The following is a 20,462-nucleotide window of genomic DNA, read 5'->3' on the forward strand; positions in this document are numbered from 1 at the left end:
AATTATATTTTTATGTCAATTTAGCGTGGAAATTATATGATTTTCAAGAACCCATTTAACTTAAGTGGTTGATATGAGCATTCTGTGGCCTTCAATATCCAAACGACGGAAGTTCACACCATAAGCCGCAGACAGATTGGCCGGCGTTAGTACCGCATCACGAGCACCACTGGCAAGCAGCTTCCCGCGTTTGAGGAGCCAGGCCTTGTGCGCATGACGTAAGGTGTGATTAAGGTCATGGCTGCTCATTACAATCGCGATGCCCTGCAAACACAACTGACCCAGCATCCGGTCCAGTGCATTTTGTTGCGCCACGTCCAGGCTGTTCATCGGCTCATCCAGCAGCAAAAGCTGGCCGAATGGATTCGCTTGTGGGCAAATCTGCAGGATAACCGCAGCCAGGCGCACGCGCTGCCACTCACCGCCAGAGAGCTGATTCACGCTGCGTCCCAGCTTATCCCCAAGCCCAAGCGCATCGGCGACTTCCTGTAACAGATCGGTGCGTGTTTTATCGGGTTGATGCAGCGTCAGAAAATGCCAGACCGGCATCGCAAACGGCGGGTTTTGCTGTTGCGCAAGATAAGCGCGATATTGCGCCAGCTTTGCTGCCGGCCATTCATCCAATGACACATCACCAAAGGTGATGCTGCCCTTGCCGGTCGTCAGCCCCGCCATTCGCGCCAACAGCGTGCTCTTTCCTGCGCCGTTAGGCCCCACTAAATGCAGGATCTCCCCTGCTTTTATCTCACCAGAAAGCGGGCCAAGTCGGGTCGATTCTGCTACGTCCTGTAGCTGCATCAATCGAGACATTAGTTTGCCAGCGCCATCTTGATGGATTGCACCAGAACAGGATCCTCAGGCGTCATATCGGGTGAAAATCGTTGCAGTACCTGACCATCCCGACCCACTAAAAACTTCTCGAAATTCCACAGAATATCGTCCGGGTAGAGCGGCGCCCGACCTTTACTCGCCATACGCTCATAGAATCCACTATCCGCAGGCGCGACGGCGGTTGGCGCGGCATCAATCAGTTTCTGATACAGCGGATGGCGTCCCTCGCCGTTGACCTCAATTTTGCTGAACATCGGGAAGGTAACGCCCCAGGTGGTACTGCAGTACGTTTTTATTTCCTCTTCACTGCCCGGCTCCTGGCCCAGAAACTGGTTGCAGGGGAACCCAAGAACGGTAAAGCCCTGCTGATGCCAGGCTTTCTGCAGATTCTCCAGTTGCTCATATTGCGGCGTTAGCCCACATTTTGAAGCAACGTTGACGATTAACAGCACATTTCCGGCATACGGCTGCAGTGAGGTCACCTCGCCGTCGATGGTCGTCACGTCTGTATCGAGGATAGTGTTTTGCATAGCATCTCCAGAACAACAGGTGGATTTTCAGTTTTTAATCATAGACCGAATCAACGCGTTCTAGCGCGCGGCTTTTAACAATAGCCAGATAAATACCGGTGCGCCCATGGTGGCCGTCACCACGCCAATTGGCAGCTCAGCCGAGGCCAGCACCAGACGCGCGACAACATCAGCCAACAGTAATACGATAGCGCCAGCCAATGCGCAGCCCGGCAGTAACACGCGATGATCGGTTAAGCCGCACAGCCGCAGAATATGTGGGATCACAAGCCCAATAAAGCCAATCGCTCCCGCCAGAGCCACGCTTACGCCAACCATCCAGCCTGTGGCGACCACCAGCAGGTTGCGCCAGAACCATAATGGCAATCCCAACTGACGTGCAGAAGTCTCCCCCAGCGCCAGCATATTCATCGGCTGCGACTGACAGCATATCCACACCAGCACCGGAATCAACGCCACCATGAGCCAGGCCTGATGCCAGTCAACGCCGCCAAAGCCCCCCATCATCCAGTACATTAGCTGTCGCAAATCAAAAGAAGTGGAGAAGTAGATGGCCCATGTCATCAGCGCGCTACAGATAATGCCCAGCGCCACCCCCGCCAACAGCAGACGGCTGGTAGACAAATGACGGCGGGCAAAACGGAGCAGAATAAGCGTGATAATCAGCGCCCCAGCGATGGCGCATAAACCCAGCGCCCAGCCGGGGAGCTGCCCCTGCCCCAGCAGCACCGCCGCGATGAGCCCGACTCCCGCGCCATTAGACACGCCCAGTAATCCAGGCTCTGCGAGCGGGTTTTCAAAGAGAGCTTGCATCACTGCGCCAGATAAGGCCAACGCAGCGCCTACCAGCAAAACGGCGAGGGTACGGGGAAATCGGATTTGCCAGACGAACAGATCGCCGCGGGCGCTGAACCAGTCGCCGGGGGCGATCCACTGTTCTCCTGCGCATAAGCTAATCACGAGCATGACCAATAGCAACAGCGATAAAGTGCCTAACCAGTATCGGTCTCGCCGACGTTGTAATTGTGCAAAAGGTTGCATGTTTATACTTTTTTTATGGGTTATCTCATTAATTTTACGATGAAAGCAAAAAACATGGAAGGAAGCTCTACCGCAAATGAGGCAATGGCCCAAAACAGCATGAACCTTAGTCTTTTGCATAATGCAATGCTGGCAGCAATACCAGGTAGTAGCAGTCATTATTAATATCGTTCCTGAGATTAAATAAATAACCACAACCGGACAGAATGTCCGGTTGCAGAAGTTTTGTGTGATTATCTTCTCATCAATACGTAAATATATTGTGTAGTCTTTGCATCATCATAACACCCTCAGGAATTATCTTATGGATATAATTCTTTCGCTTATTGCCGGTGCAATTATTGGTTTCATATTTACATTAATAAAACTACCCATTCCAGCCCCTACTGCCTGGCCTGGTGTATTTGGTATCATCGGTGTACTTAGTGGTAATCAGATCTTTAACTATTTATTCAACAAATAAATTCATTCACCAAAAAAAATTAACGTATAGACAAAATAAACTTATTACATGGACCTCTCATCACATTCATGAAAAGTGAGGATTAGATGCCCTGTCGTTACAAAAAACAGCGTCTTCGCTATATTTTAAAACTACTCAAAAAACAAGGAAGTGTAAAAATATCATCTCTTGTTAAGGTACTTGATGTTACGGAAAGAACACTCCGCCGCGACATCAATGACCTCGTAAAAACAGGACATGTCCGCTCATGCTATGGAGGTGCTGTATATAATCACGACAATGCATTCCCATTATATGAGAACAACTCTCTTTATTTGCACCAAAATATCATCATTAACCAATCAAAGATCGAACGAGAAATATCAATGAACGAAAACAATGGGAAAGTTTACATCCTGGGTTCATTTAATACCGACTTAGTCTATCGGCTTCACCGCTTTCCTATTTCAGGGGAAACCACGCGCGCGCTTTTTTCCTGTTGTTTACCCGGAGGGAAAGGCAGCAACCAGGCGATAGCATCCGCACAAGCCAATGCTCGCACTTATTTTACAGTCAAATTAGGTGAAGATGAGTTTTCAACCAAAGCCCAGCATTTTTTAAATGGCGTAGGATTAGAAAAACTAACCATCTTTACCAAAAATGATGCACCAACCGGCAGTGCCGTAGTGATGATATCCGAAGAGGCTGGCGATAATGTAATCGTTATTAATCCCGGGGCTAATCAGGAAATAACGAGTGAAGAAATTATATCCTGTTATGACGAGATAGGCACCGCCAATGTTTTTTTGACGCAGATGGAAAACAATCCTGACGCTACAGCTCAAGCTATTAAGTTCGCACATGCCGCCGGGGTGATGACAATCCTGAATCCAGCGCCATGGCGCAAGGAGGTGACAGACCTTCTCCGCTGGACACACATCCTAACCCCAAACCTCACAGAAGCAGAGGCGATAATTGGCAAGGCTATTCGTACGCCAGACGATATTCGTCAGGCCGCCGAAACCATGCACCAAATGGGACCACAATATATTCTAATTACGTTAGGCAAAGATGGGTGCTGGTTATTTGATGGATCTACACACCAACAGTTCCCGGCATATCCCGCCGTTAATATTGATACATCCGGCGCCGGTGATGCATTTAATGGTGCACTCGCGGCACGACTTGCCTGTGGAGAAAATATTGCCAACGCAATTCATTACGCCTGTGTATTTGCAGCACTGGCCGTAGAGCGTGAAGGTGCAGCCAATATGCCATCCCATGAACTCGTATTAAAACGATTAGTTTGTACTAAATACTGATATTAATCCACCACCAAAATAGGGATATAAAATGAAAAAAATCGCCTTCGGGGCTTTATTATCGTGCGTAGCTTTTTCCTCATTAGCTGAACAACAATACGGCTGGGGAAATATACATTTTGACTATCAATCCTGGGATGCCGGTGTTAAAGACCTCGAATATGAACAAGCCTTAATTGGTATTGAGGGAGGTATTGGTTTTGATTGGGGTGAAATGTACGGTTTTTATGATTTTGAAAATATCCTAGACGACGAGGGAAATCAGGGGCAGACTGCGAATGGTGAAATCCATACCTACCTCTGGAAAACGGGTGCCAGCCTATTTACAAAAGTCTATAATTCGCAAAGTCCCAATTTTAAAGAGACGAATCAATTTATTGGGCTTGGCTATACCGACCTGAAAGGCGATGGATGGTGGTTTAAACCCTGGATTGCTCGTCAGTACATTACCGCACACAGTAATTTTGGCCCAGCTTATGATATTAATGGACTCAATGGTTTCTCAATTGGATGGAACGCTGGTTATGCTTTCAATCTTCTCAATCAGGACTTCTTACTGTCCAATTGGAATGAAATAGAACTTGACCGTAATGATGACTATACCGCTAACAATCATGGTAGCAATGGTTTAAACGGCGGTCTGAATATTACCTGGAAAATCATGCCTCATATATCCACCACATTAATGTATCGATACTTCTATAACAAACTTGGTGCGGATGGATATGGCGATATTCTCATTTATCGACTGGCCTACGACTTCTAACTTAAGGAACATTAACGATGTTAAGTATCCACTGGCCTGAATTAACTTCAGCGCAGCGTATTGCCTTAATTACGCCACCTAAGCATGGCAAAGTGCCTATCATTATTGACAGCGATACCTACAATGAAATTGACGATCAGATGGCCATTGCCTGGGCATTCTTACACCCGGAGCGCCTCGATCTGCAAGCTGTTTACGCCGCTCCGTTTACCAACCACTATTTTGGTAAAGAGGGCTCGCACACATATGTTGACGATCCCGCAGTAGGCATGCAACTGAGCGTCGATGAGATCTATCGCGTATTTAACAAACTCCCCCGCCGCGAAAACATACCGCAAATATTCCAGGGTTCAACACGCTATCTGAAAGATAGCAATCAGCCGGAGATGTCAGCTGCAGTAAAGGATTTGATTAACCGGGCAAGAACGGCTGAGCAAACATTACATGTACTCGCAATCGCCGCGCCGACCAATATCGCTAACGCACTGCTCCTCGCGCCGGACATCGTCACAAAGATTCATGTCATCTGGCTTGGGGGTAACAGTTATGCCTGGAAAGATAATCATGAATTCAACCTGATGCAGGACATTGCGGCGAGTCGGGTGCTTTTTGATAGCGGCGTAGCGCTCACCCAAATCCCCTGCTTTGGCGTGGCTAACACTATGGCCTCATCGGTCCCAGAGATGCAGCACTATTTTGCAGAGACCAGCCGCATTGGTAGCTACTTTGCTGAAATTGCCCCGCGATGCCCCTGGATTGGTTTTGCATCCCGCAAAGTCATTTGGGATATCACTACGGTTGGCTATGTCCTGAATCCTGACTGGTTCACCTGTGAATACCGTACATCCCCTTTGATCAATGACAATCTGAGCTGGAGTTTTGATAACCGCCGTCACGTCATTCAGGTCGTAAAATTTATTGAGCGGGATGCTCTCTTTAAAGATCTTTTCCGTAGCATCATTGATGCCGATGAGGGATAAACCATGCAGATACTCATCGTCATACTTGGCATTGTTGTCCTGTTACTCGTTGCCTGGCTATGTTCAGAAAATCGCAAAGCTATCCGGTTTCGCACCGTTGGCGGCGCCTTTGCAATCCAGGCTCTTTTTGCTGCATTTATCCTGTATGTCCCCTTAGGGGAAAAAATCTTACTCGCCATATCAAACAGTCTGTCAGGCATGCTGAACTATTCGTCGGAAGGGATTAACTTTCTCTTCGGTAATCTCGGACAGTTCAAAATGGGGTTTGTATTTGCCGTGCATGTTCTGCCGATTATCATTTTTATGTCGGCATTGTTCTCCGTGCTGTACTACCTGGGCATCATGCAGTGGATTATCCGTCTCATCGGTACGGGTATCCATAAACTGCTACGCACCAGCCCGGCAGAATCCATGGCTGCAACGGCCAATATTTTTGCGGGCAATACTGACGTCTTCGTCCTGATGAAGCCTTATGCGCCACGCATGACGCGCTCAGAACTGTTTGCCCTCATGACAGGTGGTGTGGCCTCTATCGCAGGCTCAGTGCTGGTTGGCTATGCCAGTATGGGGATCGAAATTCGCTATCTGGTAGCCGCCTCTTTTATGTCAGCACCAGGCGGTCTGTTAATGGCGAAAATGCTGTTTCCAGAAACGGAACCCGAAAACACTGCCGACGTGTCAGGCGATATGCTTGGTCAAGATGAAAAGCCTATCAACATCGTTGAAGCGGCGACAAATGGCGCGACTATCGGGCTGAAGCTCGCCGCTAACGTGGGGGCAATGCTTCTGGCACTGATTGCATTAATTGCTATGGTGAACGGCTTGTTGGGCTGGTTTTGTAGCTTTTTCGGCTATGGTAACGTCACGCTACAATTTATCTTTAGTTACCTCTTTGCTCCGGTTGCCTGGCTGTTGGGCATTCCCGCTAACGAAGTCTTGCAAATTGGCAGCCTGTTAGGTCAAAAATTGGTGTTGAATGAGTTCGTCGCGTATACCAGCTTTATTCCAATGAAAGACCAACTGTCGGAATATTCGCAGATAATAACGATCATGGCGCTGGCTGGGTTTGCCAATTTGTCCTCTCCTGCTGCATTGATTGGCGTACTGGGGGGGATTGTGCCGGGGAAAAAAAGTTTCATTGCTAAAATGGGGCTTAAAGTGATCCTGGCGGGCACGTTGTCTAACCTGCTGAGCGCAGCACTGACCGGGCTGTTTTTCCTTCTGGCCCACTAAGAAAAAAGGCCGCATTCGCGGCCTTTTTAGTTAGTTCAGATTACTCTTCTTTCGGCGTTGCGTTTTCAACCCGGCTTTTTAACTTCTGTCCGGGTCTGAAGGTCACCACGCGCCGTGCTGTAATGGGAATATCTTCGCCCGTTTTCGGATTACGGCCCGGACGTTGATTCTTATCACGCAGATCGAAGTTACCAAAACCAGAGAGTTTTACCTGCTCACCATTTTCCAGAGCACGACGGATCTCTTCGAAAAACAGCTCGACCAGTTCTTTGGCATCCCGCTTGCTAAGCCCAAGCTTATCAAACAGATATTCTGACATTTCAGCTTTTGTAAGCGCCATAGGTTCAATCCCTCAATGATGCCTGGAATCGCTCTTTTAATGCCTCTACACATTTGGCGACGGTAGCGGCAATCTCCTCTTCTTCAAGTGTACGGCTGGTATCCTGAAGGATCAGGCTGATAGCGAGGCTCTTATAACCCTCCGCAACACCCTTACCGCGGTACACGTCAAACAAGTTTACGCCAACTACCTGATTTACGCCAACTTTCTTACATTCGGATAAAATATCCGCAGCGGGAACGTTTTCTGCCACAACGACTGCGATGTCGCGACGGTTCGCCGGGAAGCGAGAAACTTCACGCGCCTGAGGCACCACGCGGTCTGCGAGCTTGTTCCACTCCAGTTCAAACACCAGAGTGCGACCGTTCAGATCCAGTTTACGTTCAAGTTCAGGATGAACAACCCCAATGAAACCAATGCGTTCACCTTTCAGATAAATCGCCGCAGACTGCCCCGGATGCAGTGCTGGATTCGCTTCAGCTTTGAATTGAATATCCGCCAGCTTGCCGGTCAGGTCGAGAACCGCTTCCAGATCGCCTTTCAGATCATAGAAATCAACGGTCTCTTTTGCCAGATTCCAGTGTTCATCATGACGGTTACCGCAGATCGCACCCGCCAGCATCAGATCCTGACGGATCCCGAGATTAGCCTGCGTGTCCGGTACGAAACGTAAACCCGTTTCGAAAATACGCACGCGGTTTTGCTGACGATTCTGGTTGTACACTACCGTAGACAGCAAGCCGGTCCACAGGGATAAACGCATTGCCGACATATCAATCGAGATTGGGCTTGGCAGCAACAGCGCTTCTTCACCCGGGTGCAGCAGCGCCTGGACTTTCGGGTCGACAAAGCTGTAGGTAATAACTTCCTGGTAGCCTTTGTCATTCAGCATGGTTTTTACGCGTTTCAGCGACAAATCCGCTTCACGATGCGTACCCATGATAAGACCCGCCTGAATTGGCGTATTCGGGATATTGTCATAACCGTATACACGGGCGACTTCTTCGACCAGGTCTTCTTCGATCTCCATATCGAAACGCCAGCTCGGCGCTACCGCTTTCCACTCATCTTGCCCTTCCGTGACATCACAACCCAGACGGCGCAGAATATCGCTCACCTGCTCATCCGCAATATGGTGTCCGATCAGACGATCCAGTTTGCTACGGCGCAGCGTAATGGTTGCGCGTTTTGGCAGCGAGGCTTCGTTCGTCACGTCAATAATTGGACCCGCTTCGCCGCCGCAGATATCAATCAGCAGGCGCGTAGCACGCTCCATGGCTTTATGTTGCAGCGCCGGATCGACACCACGCTCATAGCGGTGAGACGCATCGGTGTGCAGACCGTGACGACGTGCGCGACCGGTAATAGACAGCGGTCTGAAGAACGCGCATTCCAGCAGGACGTTTTGCGTTTCATCATTCACACCGGAGTGCTCGCCACCAAAGATGCCGCCCATTGCCAGCGCTTTGTTATGGTCCGCAATCACCAGCGTATCCGCATTCAGCTTCGCTTCGCTGCCGTCCAGCAATACCAGGGTTTCACCTTCTTTTGCCATGCGGACAACAATCCCGCCTTCAATGCGGTCTTTGTCGAATGCGTGCATCGGCTGGCCCAATTCGAGCAGCACATAGTTAGTCACGTCAACCACGGCATCGATCGAGCGGATACCGCAACGACGCAGTTTTTCTTTCATCCACAGCGGGGTCGGCGCTTTAACGTTAATGCCTTTCACCACGCGGCCCAGATAGCGTGGGCAGGCTTCCACCGCGTCGACCTGAATCGGCAGGACGTCGCTAATGGTTGCGGCTACTGGCGCTATTTCCGGCTCAACCAGAGGGGCTTTGTTCAATACAGCTACGTCACGTGCCACACCGATAATGCCTAAGCAGTCGGCGCGGTTCGGAGTGACGCTGATTTCGATAGTATTATCGTCAAGTTTCAGGTATTCACGGATATCGGTACCAATTGGTGCATCGACAGGCAGTTCGATAATACCGTTGTGATCGTCGGAAATGCCCAGCTCGGAGAACGAGCACAGCATGCCTTCAGACGGCTCACCGCGCAGTTTCGCGGCTTTGATTTTGAAATCGCCCGGCAGAACGGCACCAACGGTTGCTACAGCCACCTTCAGCCCTTGACGGCAGTTTGGCGCACCGCAGACGATATCCAGCAGGCGGTCGCCGCCGACATTCACCTTGGTGACGCGCAGTTTGTCAGCGTTCGGATGCTGAGCGCACTCAACCACTTCGCCCACCACAACGCCGTTGAACGCGCCAGAAACAGGATCCACACCGTCAACTTCCAGACCCGCCATCGTGATTTGGTTTGACAACGCATCGCTATCAATCGCCGGGTTTACCCATTCGCGTAACCACAGTTCACTGAATTTCATTGTTTTATCCTGCCTTTATTTAAACTGTTTGAGGAAACGCAGATCGTTTTCGAAGAAAGAACGCAGATCGGTTACGCCGTAACGCAGCATGGTCAGACGCTCCATACCCATACCGAATGCAAAGCCAGAGTAGATTTCCGGATCGATACCGACGTTACGCAGCACATTCGGATGAACCATTCCGCAACCCAATACTTCCAGCCATTTGCCATTTTTACCCATCACATCGACTTCCGCAGAAGGTTCGGTGAACGGGAAGTAGGAAGGACGGAAACGAACCTGCAGGTCTTCTTCAAAGAAGTTGCGCAGGAAATCGTGCAGCGTGCCTTTCAGGTTGGTGAAGTTGATGTTGGTATCAACAATCAGCCCTTCCATCTGATGGAACATTGGGGTGTGCGTCTGATCGTAGTCGTTACGATATACGCGGCCCGGAGCGATAATACGGATCGGCGGCTGTTTTTCTTTCATGGTGCGGATCTGCACGCCGGAAGTCTGCGTGCGCAGCAGACGCGTCGCATCAAACCAGAAAGTGTCGTGGTCAGCGCGCGCCGGGTGATGGCCAGGAATGTTCAGCGCATCGAAGTTATGATAGTCATCTTCGATTTCCGGACCGGTCGCCACGGTAAAGCCCAGCTCACCAAAGAAACTTTCAATGCGATCGATAGTCCGCGTTACCGGATGCAAACCGCCGTTTTCGATACGACGCCCAGGCAAGGAGATATCGATCGTTTCTTCAGCCAGACGAGCATTCAGCGCGGCATTTTCTAATTCGGCTTTACGCGCGTTCAGCGCTTGCTGAACCTGCTCTTTGGCTTCGTTTATCACCGCACCTGCTGCCGGGCGCTCTTCTGCCGGCAGTTCACGCAGGGTAGTCATCTGAAGGGTCAGGTGCCCTTTCTTGCCCAAATATTCGACGCGGACATTGTCTAACGCGGCAACATCTGAAGCCTGGTTAATGGCGGCCGTTGCACTGGCAACCAGCTCTGCGAGATGTGACATGGTTTTCCTCGTTATGTTGCGATATTCACTAGTCGCTCGTATATACACAAAATCATTCTGGCTGAGTCAAGACAACAGTAGAGCGCTAATCCTCAGACAAATACGTGACTGGGGTAAGCGACTGCAGCCAACGCAGAGGCAGCCTGAAGGATAACGTGTATAAAAAAAGCCTCCACCAGGGAGGCTTTTAGGCGCTGTTTTCCGTTTCTTCTTTCACGCGCAAGCCTCCTGAGTTCAGGTGCTAAAGTAAAAGAAGAAGCGGAAAATAGCAGCATTCATGCTTGCGTTACCTTGTGTGGTAAAAACCGGACAACCTTTATTGAAAAGGCTTACGGATAAATTGTCAACCAATTGATTGCACTACAAATAAAAGAGAGGGAGCCAGGCTCCCTCTTTTCACCGGCTTATGCCAGAGCTGCTTTCGCTTTTTCGACTAGAGCGGTGAACGCTACTTTGTCGAATACTGCGATGTCAGCCAGGATCTTACGGTCGATTTCAACAGAGGCTTTTTTCAGGCCGTTGATGAATTTGCTATAAGAAATACCGTTCTGACGTGCTGCTGCGTTGATACGCGCAATCCACAGTTGACGGAACTGACGCTTTTTCTGACGACGGTCACGATAAGCGTACTGACCAGCTTTGATAACAGCCTGGAAGGCAACGCGGTATACGCGAGAACGCGCACCGTAGTAGCCTTTAGCTTGTTTCAAAATTTTCTTGTGACGTGCACGGGCAACTACACCACGTTTTACGCGAGCCATATGTGCTCTCCTGTATCTATATTCTTAGTAAAAAAATTAATTAAACGTTAACGGCTTATGCGTACGGCAGGCACGCGATAACCAGACCCAGATCGCCTTTAGAAACGAGGCCTTTTGGACGCAGGTGACGTTTACGCTTAGTAGATTTTTTGGTCAGAATATGACGCAGGTTTGCGTGCTTACGCTTAAATCCACCACCACCGGTTTTTTTGAAGCGCTTAGCAGCACCGCGTACGGTCTTAATTTTTGGCATTTTAATAACTTCCACTTCGCATTGTTAATAAACGAAACGTAGGCGAACAACGGCTGTGGAACCCGCAGGCTCCACAGACATTGCTACTTGAAGGCCTTACTGTTTCTTCTTAGGAGCGAGCACCATGATCATCTGGCGGCCTTCGATCTTCGTAGGGAAGGATTCGACTACTGCCAGTTCACTCAGATCGTCACGGACGCGGTTGAGCACTTCCATACCGATCTGTTGGTGGGCCATCTCACGACCGCGAAAACGCAGCGTGATCTTAGCCTTATCGCCATCTTCCAGAAAGCGTACCAGGCTGCGGAGTTTTACCTGGTAATCGCCATCGTCGGTGCCAGGACGGAATTTAATTTCCTTAACCTGGATAACTTTTTGCTTTTTCTTCTGTTCCTTAGAAGACTTACTCTTTTCATAAAGGAACTTGCCGTAGTCCATAATACGACAAACTGGCGGTTCGGCGTTAGGGCTGATTTCAACTAAATCTACTCCAGCTTCTTCAGCTTTTTCGATCGCTTCTCTCAGACTCACAATACCCAAAGCTTCGCCTTCCAGACCTGTTAAGCGAACTTCCAGGGCGCGAATCTCGCCATTGATACGATTCGGACGTGCCGTTTGAACTCGTTTTCCGCCTTTAATACCTTATTCCTCCAGTTGTTGAAGACTGCGGCTGCGAATCTCTTGTTGCAGCTTCTCAATCACTTCATTTACGTCCAGGCTGCCCAAGTCTTTGCCACGACGGGTGCGCACGGCAACTTTGCCTGCTTCTACCTCTTTGTCGCCACAGACCAACATATAAGGGACACGACGTAAAGTGTGCTCGCGGATTTTAAAGCCAATCTTCTCATTTCTCAAGTCTGCTTTTACACGAATACCCGCATTTTGTAGTTTCTGCGTTAATTCGTTGACGTATTCAGACTGTGAATCGGTGATGTTCATGACGACAACCTGAACTGGCGCAAGCCAGGTCGGGAAGAAGCCAGCGAACTCTTCGGTCAGGATACCGATGAAACGTTCCATCGACCCAAGAATTGCGCGGTGAATCATAACCGGCACCTGACGCTCGTTGTTTTCGCCAACATAAGAGGCGCTTAAACGGGACGGCAGAGAGAAGTCCAGCTGTACAGTACCGCACTGCCATGCACGATCGAGGCAGTCATACAGGGTAAATTCAATTTTCGGACCGTAGAATGCGCCCTCACCCAGTTGGTACTCAAACGGGATGTTGTTTTCTTCCAGCGCAACGGCCAGGTCAGCTTCAGCACGGTCCCACATTTCATCGCTACCGATACGTTTTTCGGGGCGAGTGGACAGTTTGACGACGATTTTCTCGAAGCCAAAGGTGCTATACATATCGTAGACCATACGAATGCAAGCGTTAACTTCATCACGGATCTGCTCTTCTGTACAGAAGATATGTGCATCATCCTGAGTGAAGCCACGAACACGCATCAGGCCATGCAGCGCGCCTGACGGCTCATTACGGTGGCAGCTACCAAACTCGGCCATACGCAACGGCAGATCACGATAGGATTTCAGACCCTGATTGAAGATCTGCACGTGGCCCGGGCAGTTCATGGGCTTAATGCAGTATTCACGGTTCTCAGAGGAGGTCGTGAACATCGCATCTTTGTAGTTATCCCAGTGACCTGTTTTTTCCCACAGCACGCGGTCCATCATGAACGGACCTTTAACTTCCTGATACTGGTATTCTTTCAGTTTTGAGCGAACAAAGACTTCCAGTTCACGGAAGATTGTCCAGCCATCATTGTGCCAGAACACCATACCCGGCGCTTCTTCCTGCATATGATACAGGTCAAGCTGCTTACCGATTTTACGGTGGTCGCGTTTGGCCGCTTCTTCCAGACGTTGCAGGTAGGCATTCAGGGCTTTTTTATCGGCCCATGCAGTACCATAAATACGCTGCAGCATCTTATTATTGCTGTCGCCACGCCAGTATGCCCCAGCGGTCTTCATCAGTTTGAAGTGATGACAGAAACGCATGTTCGGCACGTGCGGGCCACGGCACATATCGACATATTCTTCATGATGGTACAAGCCAGGCTTGTCATCATGGGCAATGTTTTCATCAAGAATGGAGACTTTATAGGTCTCGCCACGCTTCACGAAGGTTTCACGCGCTTCGTACCAACTGACTTTCTTCTTAATGACATCGTAGTTTTTCTCAGCGAGCTCGTGCATCCGCTTCTCGAGCGCGTCGACATCTTCCTGGGTTAGCGTACGGTCAAGATCGATATCGTAGTAAAAACCGTTATCAACAACCGGTCCGATCGCCATTTTGGTGTGCGGCCAGAGTTGTTTGATCGCGTGCCCTAACAGGTGCGCACAGGAGTGACGAATGATCTCCAGACCTTCTTCATCCTTCGCGGTGATGATGGAGAGCTTCGCATCATGCTCAATCAGATCGGAAGCATCTACCAGCTCACCGTCAACACGGCCAGCAATAGTGGCTTTCGCCAGACCTGGACCGATGTCCAGCGCAACATCCATGGGGCTTACAGCGTGGTCGTAATGGCGTTGGCTGCCATCAGGAAGAGTAATAACAGGCATGTTATATCCTTATTTGCAGTGGTGACCCACACGTAAGATCACATACAAAGATTCAATATTTAAAATCATCAAAAAGGTGTGGGCTGATTCCCGCTTCACTCTGCGAAATATGTCACTGGTCGCCTTAATGGCTACACTGGACCTACACCCGCTTTTTGATAACACCGTTTGACAGTGTACACGGCATTACGAGCTGATCAAAGCAACAATCAACGCGCACTCTATGATGTAAATCAATTCACTGACACCCTGACGTTTTTGTTACACTTGTATAAAGTCATCTAACCTGAGCAGGAAAAGGACAATGCCAACAAATCGCTTTGCGAAGAAACACTGGAAGATGGTTGTAATACTGCTCGTTATTTGTGCGGCAATGCTGATGCTACGTTGGGCTGCGATGATCTGGGGTTAAAATACTGGCACACGCTGTTCCGGTTCCGTTGTATTTATCAATTAAATCGAATTCGTCTGAAAATAGCGCGTTATTGATAAGTATTAAAAATAAAACACAGATTTAATATTAAATAAATTTAACGTTATTGAGAAAAGCCGGGCCAATTATTTGACCCGGCTTGTCATTACATACGATAGCCGAGTGACACAGTAGTACGACGATCGGTATGCTCCGGCGCTGTTGCCGGTGGTTCAGAGTTCCAGGTAACGTTGTAAGCCACCTTTAACCCAAAGTGTTCGTTGATGGCAACGTTCAAGGCCGTTTCAGAATTGAGCGTTGTATCGTCAGCACCAAATACCGACACCCCTTGCGTAAACTTAGTATTGTCCGTCATCTGCCACGCATAGGCCCCGGACGCATAGCCCAGCGGCTGTGTTTCGGTGGTGCCATCCGTGTGCTCGTCATAGCGCACACCAGGACCGAATTCAAAACGGAAGCTGTGCACTGGTCCGTTTAGGAACTGACGACCATAACCTGCGGTCAGCACGTCACGCTCGCGATAGCCGTTGTAACGGTCGGTCAGCCAGCTTGCCTGACCAAAGAGATAATCATAGTCGGTCATGTTATAACGACTACGGCCACCTACGGCATATTTCTCCGATGAACGCTCATCATTTGAGGAGGTATTGCTGGCATTTCCCCACAAAGACCACGCCGTAGTTTGACCGTACCAGGTCATGGTGGTGTCTGCAGTTAAAGAAGAACTTTTTGTGTTGCCTGACTGGGCGAGATATCCCGCGTTCAGGTTACCTTCAAAGGGTTTTTTCGCGCTGGAAGGGTCATCCATGACAGTAAAAACGGAATCATCGGCGGCAGCCTGCATTGACGCAAGCAGGCCACCCGTCAGCAGTAACGCTGCGGGCACTGTCTTCAAAAGCTTCATTTATTAAGAGTCCGTACAACAAAAAAAGAGACCATAACGGTCTCGGAAACTTTCATATGGATCAATGACAAAAGACCCTTGAAAGGTAACAAATTATAAAAAGACTCGAATAACATAGCAATAAATTCTTATTTCATTTTTTGAATAAGAGCGTTCCTAAACCGTTTTTTTATTTATATATCTTTAACGCGATTATTTTAAATAAAGATATGAAAAATCATGTTGTTAATTACTTCACTTTCGGGGGGTTAAGTGCCAGACTGAGGACAGCCTAACAGGAGGTAAAGATGGTACGTATCTATACGTTAACACTTGCGCCCTCTCTCGATAGCGCAACAATCACGCCGCAAATCTACCCGGAAGGTAAGCTTCGCTGTACCTCGCCGGTTTTTGAACCCGGCGGCGGTGGCATCAACGTCGCTCGCGCAATTGCCCATCTTGGCGGCACCGCTACGGCCATCTTCCCTGCGGGTGGCGCCACCGGAGAGCATCTTGTTACTTTGCTCGCCGACGAAAATGTTCCCGTATCCACCGTCGAAGCTAAAGACTGGACCCGACAAAATCTCCATGTGCACGTTGAGTCCAGCGGCGAACAGTATCGCTTCGTCATGCCAGGCGCTGCGCTCACCGATGATGAGTTCTACCAACTTCAGGATCAGGTGCTGGAAATTGAGTCTGGCGCACTGCTGGTTATCAGCGGCAGTTTGCCGCCTGGCGTACAGCTTGAGAAGCTGACCCGGCTCATTACCACAGCACAAAAACAAGGGATTCGCTGTATCGTCGATAGTTCTGGCGAAGCGCTGGCGGCAGCATTAACCATCGGCAATATCGAACTGGTCAAACCCAACCTTAAAGAACTGAGCGCGCTGGTGAATCGCGAACTCACGCAGCCCGATGATGTGCGCAACGCCGCGCAGGAAATCGTGCAAAGCGGAAAAGCGCATCGCGTAGTGGTCTCGCTTGGACCACAAGGAGCGCTGGGCGTTGATCGTGAAACCTGTGTCCAGGTGGTTCCGCCACCAGTGAAGAGTCAAAGTACCGTAGGCGCGGGCGACAGTATGGTCGGGGCCATGACGCTTAAACTGGCTGAGAGCGCACCTTTTGCAGATATTGTTCGTTACGGTGTCGCCGCAGGTAGCGCCGCCACCCTGAATCAGGGTACGCGTCTGTGCGCTTTAGACGATACGCAAAAAATATACGCGTATCTGGCTCAGTAATAACGGCTTCCTCTTGTTTAGCTACAAGGGGATTTCCCCGTAAAACTGTCGGCATAGGTGTTATACGTCTATGATGAAAAATCACGTGATTACAAAGCAGTGAATCATGTGCGACCAGGCGTCTTCACAACTATGCGAGGTGAAGAAGAACGACACACATTAAGTGCCTTTCCAGCGATGACGCGTCCGTGGTGTGCGTCAGTTCGTGTTTTTTAACCGCATTCTTGCGCTAACCTTATGATCTGGCAGACAACATGGGGAGAGACATCATGTGGCAGGCTATCAGTCGTCTTTTAAGCGAGCAATTAGGTGAAGGCGAAATCGAACTGCGTAACGAACTGCCCGGCGGAGAGATCCACGCCGCATGGCATTTACGCTATGCGGGGCGCGATTTTTTCGTTAAATGCGATGAAAGAGAGCTGTTAACCGGCTTTACGGCGGAAGCCGATCAGCTGGAGCTACTTTCTCGCAGTCAAACCGTGTCTGTACCGAAAGTCTGGGCGGTAGGCGCAGACAGAGATTACAGCTTTCTGGTGATGGATTTCCTCCCTCCCCGTCCGCTTGATGCGCACAACGCGTTTATCCTCGGCCAACAGTTGGCGCATTTGCATGAATGGAGCGATCAGCCGCAGTTTGGGCTCGACTTCGATAATGCGCTCTCTACCACGCCGCAGCCCAACACCTGGCAACGTCGCTGGTCAACCTTTTTTGCCGAGCAGCGTATTGGCTGGCAGCTGGAACTCGCCGCTGAAAAAGGCATTGCGTTTGGCAATATCGACGCCATCGTCGAGCATGTTCAGCATCGTCTCTCTTCTCATCAGCCGCAGCCGTCTCTTCTGCATGGTGATTTGTGGTCCGGGAACTGCGCTCTCGGCCCGAACGGCCCGTACATCTTTGACCCTGCCTGCTACTGGGGGGACAGAGAGTGTGACCTGGCAATGCTGCCGTTACATACCGATCAGCCGCCGCAACTCTATGACGGTTATCAGTCTGTTTCTCCGCTACCATTGGATTTTCTCGACAGACAGCCTGTCTACCAGCTCTATACGCTGCTGAACAGGGCTATTCTGTTCGGGGGACAGCATCTGGTCGTGGCGCAGAAAGCGCTGGACAGGTTACTGGCGGCTTAGCAAAGTCGCACGTTGCTTATCTGGCCTGGCGTTTCGCAACGCGTCAGGCCTGATAGTGCAGCAGTTACAAAAAGCCCAGTAATGAAAAGAAGAAATAGCCAATCACGATAACGATCACCGGCAAAATATAGAGCGGGAAAATTTGTAAAAAGATCGTATGGTGCGGTACCACAATACGCGACTCAAGTTGCTCACGTGATAACCCTTCACTGCCCTTTGCCTGTTCCAGAATCAACTGGTCCTCAACGCCCTCGCGTAAATAACGCGCCTGACGGCTCATTCTGGCGCCTGAATCCTGCAACGCCAGACCGATAAAAATCAGAATGAAAATCAGCCAAAAAACGAGATTCAGTCCACTTTGAAAATCGGGCGTCGGCGAGTTATACCAAAACACGTTAAGAAAAGGTGTGTTCACACGCATCATGTCGATCATCACGTGTGCAAAATCGAGCATGACCGCGTTAATCCCTTCCTGCTTTTCGCTGTGCGCATACATAAACTTCAGTACTGAAACCAGGGTTGAAATCAGCGCGGGAATGAAAATCACCCATCCCACCAGCCTTTTCAAGATAGCAATGCGTCCAGCTTGTTGATACGTCATGAGTTCCCCTTGATTAAGACGTGTCATTTTGGCCTAAGTTTACCCGTTGATTATCGTTTTCGCCTGATCTTTAAAGGCGGTATACTGCTGAATTAGCCATAATGAACGCTCAGAGCCCGTCCAGGCTGGCTCTTAATCCCTTTTATCACCCGTAAAGGAGAGGTTGTGATGTCAACCCCGCGTCAAATTCTTGCTGCAATTTTCGATATGGATGGATTACTGGTCGATTCTGAACCGCTTTGGGATCAAGCCGAACTGGATGTGATAGCAAGTTTAGGCGTTGATATCTCCCGCCGCCATGAACTTCCCGATACACTTGGCTTACGCATCGACATGGTGGTTGATTTGTGGTTTGCACAACAACCGTGGAACGGTCCCTCACGTCAGGAAGTAACCGAGCGCATCATTACCCGGGCAATTGCGTTAGTTGAAGAAACAAAACCACTGCTGCCGGGCGTGCGTGAGGCCGTGGCATTGTGCAAATCTCAGGGGTTGAAAGTAGGACTGGCATCCGCCTCGCCGCTGCATATGCTGGAAAAAGTGCTAACCATGTTTGATCTGCGCAGCAGCTTCGATGCACTGGCTTCTGCGGAAAAACTGCCCTACAGCAAACCGCACCCGCAGGTTTATCTCGATTGCGCGGCGAAACTGGGCATTGACCCTATAAACTGCGTAGCACTGGAAGACTCGGTGAACGGCATGATTGCTTCGAAAGCCGCCCGTATGCGTTCCATCGTAGTACCTGCGCATGAAAATCAGGACGATCCTCGCTTCGTTCTGGCCGACGTCAAACTGGCCTCGCTCACCGAACTCACTGCCGCTCACCTGCGCGGCTAATCCTACGACGGGCAATGATCGCATTGCCCGCCTGCCGGACGCTGGGGCACGCCTGATGATCTGAAAGGCCCGGTCGTGTTCCTCGCAAGTGCTGCCTCGGACTATATACATGGCTATACGCTGGTCGTGGATGGCGGTTGTCTGGCGCGGTAAAGGCGCACTTGTGACAAAGGGTTACAACGTCACCTCTTCCGCCTACTGTATAAAACCCCTATACTGTATGAATCGACAGTTTATTGGGTTTTATCATGACGGCGGAAGGTCACCTTCTTTTTTCTATTGCCTGTGCGGTATTTGCCAAGAATGCCGAGCTAACGCCCGTTCTTGCGCAGGGTGACTGGTGGCATATTGTTCCTTCAGCCATTTTGACGTGCTTACTGCCGGATATCGATCATCCCAAATCCCTGCTGGGGCAGCGTCTGAAGTGGGTATCAAAGCCCATTGCCCGGGCATTTGGTCATCGCGGGTTTACGCATAGCCTGCTGGCGGTTTTTGCCCTGCTGGCCACGTTTTACCTGAAAGTCCCTGATACCTGGATAATTCCAGCGGATGCCTTACAAGGTATGGTTCTCGGTTATCTCAGCCACATTCTGGCCGACATGTTGACCCCGGCGGGCGTCCCCCTGCTTTGGCCCTGCCGCTGGCGTTTTCGTCTGCCTATCCTCGTGCCGCAAAAAGGCAATCAACTGGAGCGGTTTCTGTGCATGGCGCTGTTCGCGTGGGCAATCTGGATGCCGCAGACCGTACAAGAGAACAGTGCGGTGCGCTGGTCATCACAGATGATAAATACGCTGCAAATGCAGTTTAATCGTTTTATAACGCACCAGGTTGACTAATAAATCAGCCAAAAAGTTATTTTTGGCATAAACAATTCCATTT

General features: G+C 49.9%; 23 protein-coding genes, 1 pseudogene and 1 other annotated feature. Of the genes and pseudogenes, 11 read left to right on the plus strand and 13 right to left on the minus strand.

Translation table 11 applies throughout. The features are described 5' to 3' along the window. Positions 1-60 precede the first annotated feature (60 nt). Genes btuD through btuC form a run of 3 tightly spaced genes read right to left on the minus strand, consistent with a single transcriptional unit; the run spans position 61 to position 2,402 of the window. The gene (btuD, locus tag KQJ19_RS02310) at positions 61-810 is read right to left on the minus strand and encodes a vitamin B12 ABC transporter ATP-binding protein BtuD (protein ID WP_047500298.1); all 750 of its coding nucleotides are present in this window, start codon (positions 808-810) and stop codon (positions 61-63) included. Continuing rightward, a complete protein-coding gene (locus KQJ19_RS02315) occupies positions 810-1,361 on the minus strand; it encodes a glutathione peroxidase (RefSeq protein ID WP_047500296.1) in 552 nt (183 codons plus the stop codon). The genes btuD and KQJ19_RS02315 overlap by 1 nt, the downstream gene beginning before the upstream one ends. Before the next feature lie 60 nt (positions 1,362-1,421). After that, complete coding sequence (gene btuC / locus KQJ19_RS02320; RefSeq protein WP_032931198.1) at positions 1,422-2,402, minus strand: vitamin B12 ABC transporter permease BtuC; 981 nt, start codon at positions 2,400-2,402, stop codon at positions 1,422-1,424. A gap of 304 nt (positions 2,403-2,706) precedes the next feature. Here btuC and KQJ19_RS02325 point away from each other — a divergent pair, with 304 nt between their 5' ends. The 5 genes from KQJ19_RS02325 to KQJ19_RS02345 all read left to right on the plus strand — a co-directional run bounded on the left by KQJ19_RS02325 (position 2,707) and on the right by KQJ19_RS02345 (position 7,145). Next, positions 2,707-2,865 (plus strand): DUF1427 family protein, encoded by a 159-nt coding sequence (locus tag KQJ19_RS02325; RefSeq protein WP_047500294.1) that lies wholly within the window; start codon positions 2,707-2,709, stop codon positions 2,863-2,865. A gap of 86 nt (positions 2,866-2,951) precedes the next feature. Continuing rightward, positions 2,952-4,166 (plus strand): PfkB family carbohydrate kinase, encoded by a 1,215-nt coding sequence (locus KQJ19_RS02330; RefSeq protein ID WP_216403302.1) that lies wholly within the window; start codon positions 2,952-2,954, stop codon positions 4,164-4,166. Between the two features lie 31 nt (positions 4,167-4,197). After that, complete coding sequence (locus KQJ19_RS02335) at positions 4,198-4,932, plus strand: outer membrane protein OmpK (RefSeq protein ID WP_016152869.1); 735 nt, start codon at positions 4,198-4,200, stop codon at positions 4,930-4,932. 17 nt (positions 4,933-4,949) lie between these two features. After that, on the plus strand, positions 4,950-5,912 hold the full coding sequence (locus tag KQJ19_RS02340) for a nucleoside hydrolase (protein ID WP_216403303.1): 963 nt from the start codon (positions 4,950-4,952) through the stop codon (positions 5,910-5,912). A gap of 3 nt (positions 5,913-5,915) precedes the next feature. Then, a complete protein-coding gene (locus KQJ19_RS02345; protein WP_016152867.1) occupies positions 5,916-7,145 on the plus strand; it encodes a NupC/NupG family nucleoside CNT transporter in 1,230 nt (409 codons plus the stop codon). Between the two features lie 40 nt (positions 7,146-7,185). On the opposite strand, the gene ihfA is transcribed toward KQJ19_RS02345, so the two are convergent. The 8 genes from ihfA to thrS all read right to left on the minus strand — a co-directional run bounded on the left by ihfA (position 7,186) and on the right by thrS (position 14,461). Continuing rightward, complete coding sequence (ihfA, locus tag KQJ19_RS02350) at positions 7,186-7,485, minus strand: integration host factor subunit alpha (protein ID WP_003030571.1); 300 nt, start codon at positions 7,483-7,485, stop codon at positions 7,186-7,188. A 4-nt stretch (positions 7,486-7,489) separates the two neighbouring features. Next, positions 7,490-9,877, minus strand: a complete 2,388-nt coding sequence (gene pheT / locus KQJ19_RS02355; RefSeq protein WP_216403304.1) for a phenylalanine--tRNA ligase subunit beta — start codon at positions 9,875-9,877, stop codon at positions 7,490-7,492. Positions 9,878-9,892: 15 nt separating this feature from the next. Next, complete coding sequence (gene pheS, locus KQJ19_RS02360) at positions 9,893-10,876, minus strand: phenylalanine--tRNA ligase subunit alpha (protein ID WP_016152865.1); 984 nt, start codon at positions 10,874-10,876, stop codon at positions 9,893-9,895. A 159-nt stretch (positions 10,877-11,035) separates the two neighbouring features. After that, positions 11,036-11,160 (minus strand) — a sequence feature (Phe leader region). Then, complete coding sequence (pheM, locus tag KQJ19_RS02365; RefSeq protein ID WP_001386830.1) at positions 11,111-11,155, minus strand: pheST operon leader peptide PheM; 45 nt, start codon at positions 11,153-11,155, stop codon at positions 11,111-11,113. Its footprint overlaps the feature before it by 45 nt. Positions 11,161-11,280: 120 nt before the next feature. Further along, the gene (gene rplT / locus KQJ19_RS02370; RefSeq protein WP_003030578.1) at positions 11,281-11,637 is read right to left on the minus strand and encodes a 50S ribosomal protein L20; all 357 of its coding nucleotides are present in this window, start codon (positions 11,635-11,637) and stop codon (positions 11,281-11,283) included. Between the two features lie 55 nt (positions 11,638-11,692). After that, the gene (gene rpmI / locus KQJ19_RS02375; RefSeq protein WP_003030583.1) at positions 11,693-11,890 is read right to left on the minus strand and encodes a 50S ribosomal protein L35; all 198 of its coding nucleotides are present in this window, start codon (positions 11,888-11,890) and stop codon (positions 11,693-11,695) included. Positions 11,891-11,986: 96 nt separating this feature from the next. Next, positions 11,987-12,529 (minus strand): translation initiation factor IF-3, encoded by a 543-nt coding sequence (gene infC / locus KQJ19_RS02380; protein ID WP_048997935.1) that lies wholly within the window; start codon positions 12,527-12,529, stop codon positions 11,987-11,989. Positions 12,530-12,532: 3 nt separating this feature from the next. Further along, on the minus strand, positions 12,533-14,461 hold the full coding sequence (gene thrS, locus KQJ19_RS02385; RefSeq protein WP_047500283.1) for a threonine--tRNA ligase: 1,929 nt from the start codon (positions 14,459-14,461) through the stop codon (positions 12,533-12,535). 304 nt (positions 14,462-14,765) lie between these two features. Here thrS and yniD point away from each other — a divergent pair, with 304 nt between their 5' ends. Then, the gene (gene yniD, locus KQJ19_RS02390; protein ID WP_003030590.1) at positions 14,766-14,873 is read left to right on the plus strand and encodes a small membrane protein YniD; all 108 of its coding nucleotides are present in this window, start codon (positions 14,766-14,768) and stop codon (positions 14,871-14,873) included. A gap of 166 nt (positions 14,874-15,039) precedes the next feature. Here yniD and KQJ19_RS02395 read toward each other — a convergent pair whose 3' ends face one another. After that, complete coding sequence (locus KQJ19_RS02395; protein WP_016152863.1) at positions 15,040-15,798, minus strand: YdiY family protein; 759 nt, start codon at positions 15,796-15,798, stop codon at positions 15,040-15,042. 287 nt (positions 15,799-16,085) lie between these two features. On the opposite strand from KQJ19_RS02395, the gene pfkB reads away from it, so the two are divergent. After that, complete coding sequence (pfkB, locus tag KQJ19_RS02400) at positions 16,086-17,015, plus strand: 6-phosphofructokinase II (RefSeq protein ID WP_047500833.1); 930 nt, start codon at positions 16,086-16,088, stop codon at positions 17,013-17,015. A gap of 269 nt (positions 17,016-17,284) precedes the next feature. After that, positions 17,285-18,145 (plus strand): fructosamine kinase family protein, encoded by an 861-nt coding sequence (locus tag KQJ19_RS02405; protein WP_216403313.1) that lies wholly within the window; start codon positions 17,285-17,287, stop codon positions 18,143-18,145. A gap of 64 nt (positions 18,146-18,209) precedes the next feature. On the opposite strand, the gene KQJ19_RS02410 is transcribed toward KQJ19_RS02405, so the two are convergent. Beyond that, positions 18,210-18,746 (minus strand): YniB family protein, encoded by a 537-nt coding sequence (locus KQJ19_RS02410; RefSeq protein WP_019076635.1) that lies wholly within the window; start codon positions 18,744-18,746, stop codon positions 18,210-18,212. 168 nt (positions 18,747-18,914) lie between these two features. Here KQJ19_RS02410 and hxpB point away from each other — a divergent pair, with 168 nt between their 5' ends. From hxpB to KQJ19_RS02425, 3 genes and pseudogenes are all read left to right on the plus strand, one after another. Continuing rightward, the gene (gene hxpB / locus KQJ19_RS02415) at positions 18,915-19,583 is read left to right on the plus strand and encodes a hexitol phosphatase HxpB (protein ID WP_016156335.1); all 669 of its coding nucleotides are present in this window, start codon (positions 18,915-18,917) and stop codon (positions 19,581-19,583) included. A gap of 30 nt (positions 19,584-19,613) precedes the next feature. Next, positions 19,614-19,736, plus strand: a pseudogene (locus KQJ19_RS02420) (SDR family oxidoreductase); the annotation flags it as partial. An 83-nt stretch (positions 19,737-19,819) separates the two neighbouring features. Further along, the gene (locus KQJ19_RS02425; RefSeq protein ID WP_087121839.1) at positions 19,820-20,419 is read left to right on the plus strand and encodes a metal-dependent hydrolase; all 600 of its coding nucleotides are present in this window, start codon (positions 19,820-19,822) and stop codon (positions 20,417-20,419) included. The last annotated feature ends 43 nt before the right edge of the window (positions 20,420-20,462 follow it).

It is taken from the genome of Citrobacter sp. S46_ASV_140 (assembly GCF_018919545.1).
GTDB lineage: Bacteria > Pseudomonadota > Gammaproteobacteria > Enterobacterales > Enterobacteriaceae > Citrobacter > Citrobacter braakii.